Source organism: Halomonas campaniensis (genome assembly GCF_014193375.1).
Lineage (GTDB): Bacteria > Pseudomonadota > Gammaproteobacteria > Pseudomonadales > Halomonadaceae > Halomonas > Halomonas campaniensis.
Genome location: NZ_JACHZF010000026.1, coordinates 44,232 through 50,834 on the forward strand (window position 1 = coordinate 44,232; position 6,603 = coordinate 50,834).

Sequence of the window (6,603 nt, forward strand, 5' to 3'; positions counted from 1 at the left end):
GCCACGGCATGATGCAGACGCACCCCACGGGGTGCGTCTCGCGTTTCGGGCGGCGCGTCAGGCCAGCCAGCGCGGGGCGCGTTCCAGCACCTGGCGCTGCTGCTCCAGCAGGCGGATATGGCCGTCCCAGTAGCCGGCATCCGCCAGCCAGGGGAAGGCGCTGGGGAAGGCCGGGTCCTCCCAGCGCGCCACCAGCCAGGCGCTGTGGCGCAGCAGCCGCAGGGTGCGCAGCGGCTCGACGAGCGAGAGCTCGTGGCGGTCGAACTCACGATGCTGCTCGTAGCCCTCGATCACCTCGGAGAGCTGCATGTGGCGCTCCTCGTCCTGCTCGGCGGTGAGCAGCATCCACAGGTCCTGCACCGCCGGGGCCATCAGGCAGTCGTCGAAGTCGACCAGCGCGAAGGCCTCGTCGCGCCCCAGGATGTTGCCGATGTGGCAATCCCCGTGCACGCGGATCGCCCGCTCCGGGCGCCAGGCGTGGCCTGCCAGGCGCTCATGCAGGGCCAGGGTGATCCGGCCGTAGGCCTCGCGCTGGCGCCGATCCAGCCAGGGGCTGTCCAGCACGCCCTCGCGGGCCTCCAGCACCATCCGGTCCAGGTCCTGGGTGGTGCGGTGGACGAAGCGCGAGCGCTCCCCCACCGCATGCACCGCCCCGATCAGCTCACCGAGCACGAACAGGTGGGCGGGATTCTCCAGCTCCGGCGCCTGGCCTGGCAGCTGGGGGAAGAGCGCGAAGCGGAAGCCCTCGGCCCGGTGCAGGCTCGTCCTCGCCGCGTCGCGCCACGGCGCGGCCACCGCCACCTCCTCGGCGACCAGCTCGGCCAGGAAGTCGTGCTCCTCCTGGATCTGGGCATCCGTCCAGCGCTCCGGGCGGTAGAACTTCACCACCCAGCGCCGCCGCTCGTCGTCGTGGATCAGGTAGACCCGGTTCTCGTAGCTGTTGAGTGCGAAGGGCTCGCCAGGCAGCCAGAAGCCCAGCGACTCCACGGCGGCCACCACCCGGGCAGGCGACAGCTCGGCGAAGGGATGGGGGGTGCGTTCCATGGCGTGACTCCGGGCAGGGCCAAAGGGGGCATCCTAACAGAGCCGGCGCGATCAGGGGGCGTGGAGCGGCGTTCGCGCCGGGACCCACACCTCGATCTCCTCGGCCCCGGCCCGCCGGCAGGCTCGCGCCAGGGCATCCAGGGTCGCACCGGTGGTCATCACGTCGTCCAGCAGCACCAGGCGGGGCGGCAGTCGCCCCGCCACCGCGAAGGCCCCGCGCAGGTTGGCGCGCCGCTCGCCCCGGTCCAGGCCACGCTGGCTGCGGGTGTCGCGCCGACGGCGGGCGACGCGGTGCGCGACCCCCAGGCGGCGGGCCAGCCGCCGCGCCAGCCAGTCGGCCTGGTCGAAACCCCGCTCCCGCGCCCGGGCGGGATGCAGCGGCACCCCCATCAGCGCCCCGGGAAAGGCCCGTACCGAGGCCGGCAGGGCCTCCTCCAGCAGGGCCAGCAGGATCGCCCCGGCCCGCGGCGAGGCATGGAACTTGAAGCGCTGCACCAGCCCGCTCACCTCGCCCTCGTAGCGCAGCGGCACCCGGGCCCGGTCGAAGGCCGGCGGCCGACGCAGGCAGGCCCCGCAGGGGCGCCCGGCCAGGGCCCCCGGCTGCGGCTCGGCACAGTGCGGACAGGCCGGCAGGTTCCAGGGCAGCGCCTCGTGGCAGGCCGCGCACCAGGGGCGCTCGCCCAGGGCGGGCGCCAGGCAGAAGGCGCAGCGGCCCGGCAGGGCGCGCCGCAGCGCTTCGTCAACCTTATGAATTCCTGAGGTTGACAAGTGTCGCAGCCGCCTTAAGCTGTCCGTCAACTTCATACCCTCAGACAAGTTGACCATAGGCGAGCCTCCCATGACTCCTGCGCCCCACGACGCGCCCACCGGCACCGATACCCAGACCCTAGCCAGCCCGGCGGCGATTCGCCACGACTGGCCCCTCGACGAGATCGAGGCGCTGTTCGCGCTGCCCTTCAACGACCTGCTGTTCCGCGCCCAGCGGGTGCACCGCGCCCACTTCGACCCCAACGCCGTGCAGGTCTCGACCCTGCTCTCGATCAAGACCGGGGCCTGCCCCGAAGACTGCAAGTACTGCCCCCAGTCGGGCCACTACAACACCGGCCTGGGCAGGGAGAAGCTGCTGGAGGTCGAGAAGGTGGTCGAGCAGGCCCGGGCGGCCAAAGACGCCGGCGCCAGCCGCTTCTGCATGGGCGCGGCCTGGAAGAGCCCACGCGAGAAGGACCTGGACGTGGTGCTGGAGATGGTCGCCCGGGTCAAGGCGCTGGGGCTCGAGACCTGCATGACCCTGGGGATGGTGGACGGCGACCAGGCCGGCCGCCTGGCCGCGGCCGGGCTCGACTACTACAACCACAACCTGGACACCTCGCCCGAGTTCTATGGCGAGATCATCACCACCCGCACCTACGCCGACCGCCTGGCGACCCTGGGCCACGTACGCGACGCCGGCATGAAGGTCTGTTCGGGCGGGATCCTGGGCATGGGCGAGGCGCCCCGCGACCGCGCCGCCCTGCTCCAGCAGCTCACGCGCCTGGAGCCGCACCCGGAGTCGGTGCCGATCAACATGCTGGTCAAGGTGCCGGGCACGCCCCTGGAAGACGTGGAGGACCTGGACCCCATCGCCTTCATCCGCGCCATCGCCGTGGCGCGGATCCTGATGCCGGCCAGCCACGTGCGCCTCTCCGCCGGGCGCGAGCAGATGGACGATGCCACCCAGGCGCTGGCCTTCCTGGCCGGGGCCAACTCGATCTTCTACGGCGACCAGCTGCTGACCACCGCCAACCCCCGGGCGGAACGGGACCGGGCACTGTTCGCCCGGCTGGGCCTGCATCCAGAAGTGAAGGAAGAAGGCGTGCGCCAGACCTGTGCCGATGACGCCCGGGCCCGGGTGGAGGATGCGCTCGAGGCCGACCTCGCCCGCCGGGCGGCCCGACAGGCCGCCGCCCGGGCAGAGGCGCTCGCCTACGACGCCACCCGCGCCAGCGGCGACTGACCATGCCCCCGAGCATGAGCACCGACTGGCCCACTCGCCTCGCCGCCCGGGCCCAGGGCCGCCGGACGGCCGGCCTGTGGCGTCGCCGCACCGTGCAACCGACGGATGCGGTACGCGACTTCGCCGGCAACGACTACCTGGGCCTGGCCCGGGACCCGCGGCTGGCCGAGGCCATGGCGGAAGGCGCGCGGTGCCACGGCGCCGGCGCCCGGGCCTCGCACCTGGTCAGCGGCCACCTGGCGGTCCACGAGGCACTGGAAGCGCGGCTGGCCGCGCTCACCGGTCGGCCCCGGGCGCTGCTCTTCTCCACCGGCTACATGGCCAACCTGGGCACCCTCCAGGCGCTCTGCGATGGCGAGACCCGGGTCTTCCAGGACCGCCTCAACCACGCCTCGCTGCTCGATGGCGCGGCCCTGGCCGGGGCCCCCTCGCGGCGCTTCCACCATGGCGACCTGGCCGACCTCGACCGCCTGCTGGCCCGCAGCCCGGCCGACGCCCCCCGCCTGGTGGTAAGCGACGGCGTGTTCAGCATGGACGGCGACGTGGCCGATATCGCCGGGCTGGCCGAGACGGCGCGCCGACATGGCGCCTGGCTGATGGTCGACGACGCCCACGGCCTGGGCGTGCTCGGCGAGGTCGGCGACGGCTGCGTGGGCCGCGCCCACGGCATCGACGCCGTACCGGTGCTGGTGGGCACCCTGGGCAAGGCGCTGGGCACCGCGGGCGCCTTCGTGGCGGGCAGCCATGAGCTGATCGAGCACCTGATCCAGTTCGCCCGCCCCTACGTCTACACCTCCGCCCAGCCGCCCGGGGTGGCGGCGGCGACCCTCAGGGCCCTGGAGCTCCTCGCCGCCGAGCCCGAGCGCCGCGCCCGGCTGGGCGCGCGGATCGCCTGCTTCCGCCGCGAGGCGGCAACCCTGGGACTGCCGCTGGCGGAAAGCCACACGCCGATCCAGCCGCTGGTACTGGGCGAGAGCCACCGGGTGATGGCCTGGGCGGCCCGGCTGGCCGAGCGCGGGCTGTTGGTCGGCGCCATCCGCGAGCCCACGGTGCCCCGGGGCCAGGCACGGCTGCGCATCACCCTCTCCGCCGCCCACACCGAGGCCGACCTCGATGCCCTGCTCGAGGGGCTGGCGGCCTGCCAGGCCCATGACGCCGACCGGCAGGAGGTCACGACATGACGCGGCTGGTGCTGCTCTCCGGCTGGGGCGTCGACTCGCGGATCTGGCGGCCGCTGGCCGGCCACTGGCCGGGTGGCGTGACGGTCACCGCGCCGGACTGGCCCGGGTACGGGGTCCGCACCCCGCTGGCGGCGCCGGGCAGCCTGGCCGGACTGGCCGAGGCCATGGCGGTGGACCTGCCCGCCGATGCCGTCTGGGTCGGCTGGTCGCTGGGCGGGCTGCTGGCTGGGGCGCTGCTCGCCAGGCTGTCCCCTCCCCGTACGCTGATCCTGCTCGGCATGGGCACACGCTTCTGCGACCCCGAAGGCGTCACCCGCGCGGAGCTGACCGCCTTCCGCCGCGCCTTCGCCCGGGACCCGGCGGCGACCCGTCGCCACTTCCTGCGCTGGCAGCTCGGCGGTGAGCCCGACCCCCGGGGGGCCCATCGCCGCCTGCTCGACCTGATCGACGACGACGTCGACCCCGCCACCCTGGCCGCGGGCCTCAACCAGCTCGCCGCGCTGGATGTATCGCGCGTGCTGGCCGACACCCCCTGCCCGGTGAAGCGCCTCGCCGGCCGCCACGACCCGCTGCTGCCCCCGGCCGCCATCGCCGGGGCCGACCGGGTCCTCGACCACGCCGGCCACTGCCCGATGCTGTCGCGGCCGGCGGCCCTGGCCGAGGCCCTGGTGGCGCTCGCCACCGACATGCGGGCCGCCCGTTCGGCGCGAGCCGAGGAGGCGCCGGCATGACCGCCGCCACCGCCCTGCCCCGTGCCCATGATCCGGCGCCAGCGGCCGACTGGCAGCGCCGCGTGGCGCGGGCCTTCTCCCGGGCGGCCCCGGACTACGCGCGCCTCGCCGGGGCCCAGCGCGTCATGGGCGAGCGCCTCTGGGCCCGACTGCCCGAACGCGCCTCGTCGGTCCTCGACCTGGGCTGCGGCCCGGGCCACTGGAGTGCGCGGCTGGCCGGCCGCATCGGCGAGGGCGGCGCGGTCACCGGCCTCGACCTGGCACCGGGCATGCTCGAGGAGGCCCGGCGGCGCCACGGCGACCGGGTCCGCTGGCTCTGCGCCGATGCCGCCGCCCTGCCGCTGCCCGATGCCGCCCTGGACCTGGTGTTCTCCAACCTGGCCCTGCAGTGGTGCCCGGACCTGGAAGGAACGCTCGCGGAGCTGCGCCGGGTGCTCCGCCCCGGGGGCCGCGCGCTGATCAATACCCTGGCCCTCGGCACCCTGGCGGAGGTGAACCATGCCTGGTCGCGACCCGGCCGCCCCGCCGCCCTGCTGGGCTTCCAGGGGCGCGACCGCCACCGGCGCGCGGCACGCCTGGCGGGCTTCTCCCGCGTCCTGGTCGAGGCCAGCACCCAGCGCTTCCACTACCCCGACCTGGCCGCGGTGATGGCCTCCATCAAGGGGATCGGCGCCCAGGCCGCGCGTCCCGGCGCCCGCCTGACCCGCACCGACCTGGCCCGCGCCGCACGTCGCTATGAAGCCCTGCGCGAACCCGACGGCCTGCCCGTGACCTATCGCCTGCTGACCCTGGAGCTTCACGCCTGAGATGAGTGCCTTCTTCGTCACCGGTACCGACACCGACGCCGGCAAGACCCTGGTCACCGCCGGCCTGCTGGCCCGCGCCCGCCGCGCCGGCCTCACCACCCTGGGCCTCAAGCCCGTGGCCTCGGGCAGCGCGACCACTCCCGAGGGCCTGCGCAACGCCGATGCCCTGGCGCTCCAGGGCGAAAGCCACCCCGCGGTGGACTACGCCACGGTCAATCCCGTCGCCTTTGCCCCCGCCATCGCCCCGCACCTGGCGGCCCGACAGGCCGGGGTGTCACTGCGCCTGGACACCCTGGTCGAGCGGGTTCGTCCCCCGCTGGCCGCGGGGCGGGACCTGACCCTGATCGAGGGCGCCGGCGGCTGGCGAGTCCCCCTCAACGACGACGAGGACCTGGCCGACCTGGCGGTGCGGCTCGGGCTGCCGGTGCTCCTGGTGGTGGGCCTGCGCCTGGGCTGCATCGGCCATGCGCGGCTGACGGCCGAGGCCGTCGCGGCCTCTGGTCTGCGTCTGGCCGGCTGGGCCGGCAGCCTGGTGGACCCCGCCTTCGCCGCGGACGACGCCCTCTACCGCGACAACCTGGCCACCCTGGCGCACCACCTGCCCGCCCCCTGCCTGGGCGTGGTGCCGTGGCTGGCGGGGGAGTCTCCCGGGGCCATGGCCGAGGCCGCCGCCGATCACCTGGAACTTCCCGATGGCGAGCCGAAGCGAGGAGCGCCGGGTACAAGCCGAAGAGGAGGTCCTACGCCAGAGATGGCGTCGGTAGCGCCCAGGGATGATGAGATGGTCTCCTCCCCCTTTAACGGCGTCGCAATGCGCCAGAATGGAAGAGACATCCATTCAAGGATCG

General features: G+C 74.4%; 6 protein-coding genes and 1 pseudogene. 5 read left to right on the forward strand and 2 right to left on the reverse strand.

The window, feature by feature from the left end; translation table 11 throughout:
• Positions 1–57: 57 nt before the first annotated feature.
• Both BDK63_RS15530 and BDK63_RS15535 read right to left on the reverse strand, forming a co-directional pair.
• Positions 58–1,044, reverse strand: coding sequence for a serine/threonine protein kinase (locus BDK63_RS15530; RefSeq protein ID WP_183333584.1), 987 nt, complete (start codon positions 1,042–1,044; stop codon positions 58–60).
• Positions 1,045–1,095: 51 nt separating this feature from the next.
• Positions 1,096–1,812 carry a ComFC family protein gene (locus BDK63_RS15535; RefSeq protein ID WP_246386201.1) on the reverse strand — a complete coding sequence of 239 codons (717 nt, stop codon included), beginning with the start codon at positions 1,810–1,812 and terminating at the stop codon, positions 1,096–1,098.
• A 70-nt stretch (positions 1,813–1,882) separates the two neighbouring features.
• Here BDK63_RS15535 and bioB point away from each other — a divergent pair, with 70 nt between their 5' ends.
• The 5 genes and pseudogenes from bioB to bioD all read left to right on the forward strand — a co-directional run.
• Positions 1,883–3,037 (forward strand): biotin synthase BioB, encoded by a 1,155-nt coding sequence (gene bioB / locus BDK63_RS15540; RefSeq protein ID WP_183333586.1) that lies wholly within the window; start codon positions 1,883–1,885, stop codon positions 3,035–3,037.
• A gap of 2 nt (positions 3,038–3,039) precedes the next feature.
• On the forward strand, positions 3,040–4,218 hold the full coding sequence (gene bioF / locus BDK63_RS15545; protein ID WP_183333588.1) for an 8-amino-7-oxononanoate synthase: 1,179 nt from the start codon (positions 3,040–3,042) through the stop codon (positions 4,216–4,218).
• Positions 4,215–4,949, forward strand: a complete 735-nt coding sequence (locus tag BDK63_RS15550; protein WP_183333590.1) for an alpha/beta fold hydrolase — start codon at positions 4,215–4,217, stop codon at positions 4,947–4,949. Before bioF ends, BDK63_RS15550 begins: the two co-directional genes overlap by 4 nt.
• The gene (locus BDK63_RS15555; protein WP_183333592.1) at positions 4,946–5,755 is read left to right on the forward strand and encodes a methyltransferase domain-containing protein; all 810 of its coding nucleotides are present in this window, start codon (positions 4,946–4,948) and stop codon (positions 5,753–5,755) included. The genes BDK63_RS15550 and BDK63_RS15555 overlap by 4 nt, the downstream gene beginning before the upstream one ends.
• Position 5,756: 1 nt before the next feature.
• Positions 5,757–6,443, forward strand: a pseudogene (bioD, locus tag BDK63_RS15560) (dethiobiotin synthase); the annotation flags it as partial.
• Between the last annotated feature and the right edge of the window lie 160 nt (positions 6,444–6,603).

What these genes read in the sequence shown, in the direction of transcription:
- BDK63_RS15530 (WP_183333584.1), bottom strand. Translation starts at nt 1,044, where the DNA reads ATGGAACGCACCCCCCATCCCTTCGCCGAGCTGTCGCCTGCCCGGGTG.
- bioB (WP_183333586.1), top strand. Translation starts at nt 1,883, where the DNA reads ATGACTCCTGCGCCCCACGACGCGCCCACCGGCACCGATACCCAGACC.
- bioF (WP_183333588.1), top strand. Translation starts at nt 3,040, where the DNA reads ATGCCCCCGAGCATGAGCACCGACTGGCCCACTCGCCTCGCCGCCCGG.
- BDK63_RS15550 (WP_183333590.1), top strand. Translation starts at nt 4,215, where the DNA reads ATGACGCGGCTGGTGCTGCTCTCCGGCTGGGGCGTCGACTCGCGGATC.
- BDK63_RS15555 (WP_183333592.1), top strand. Translation starts at nt 4,946, where the DNA reads ATGACCGCCGCCACCGCCCTGCCCCGTGCCCATGATCCGGCGCCAGCG.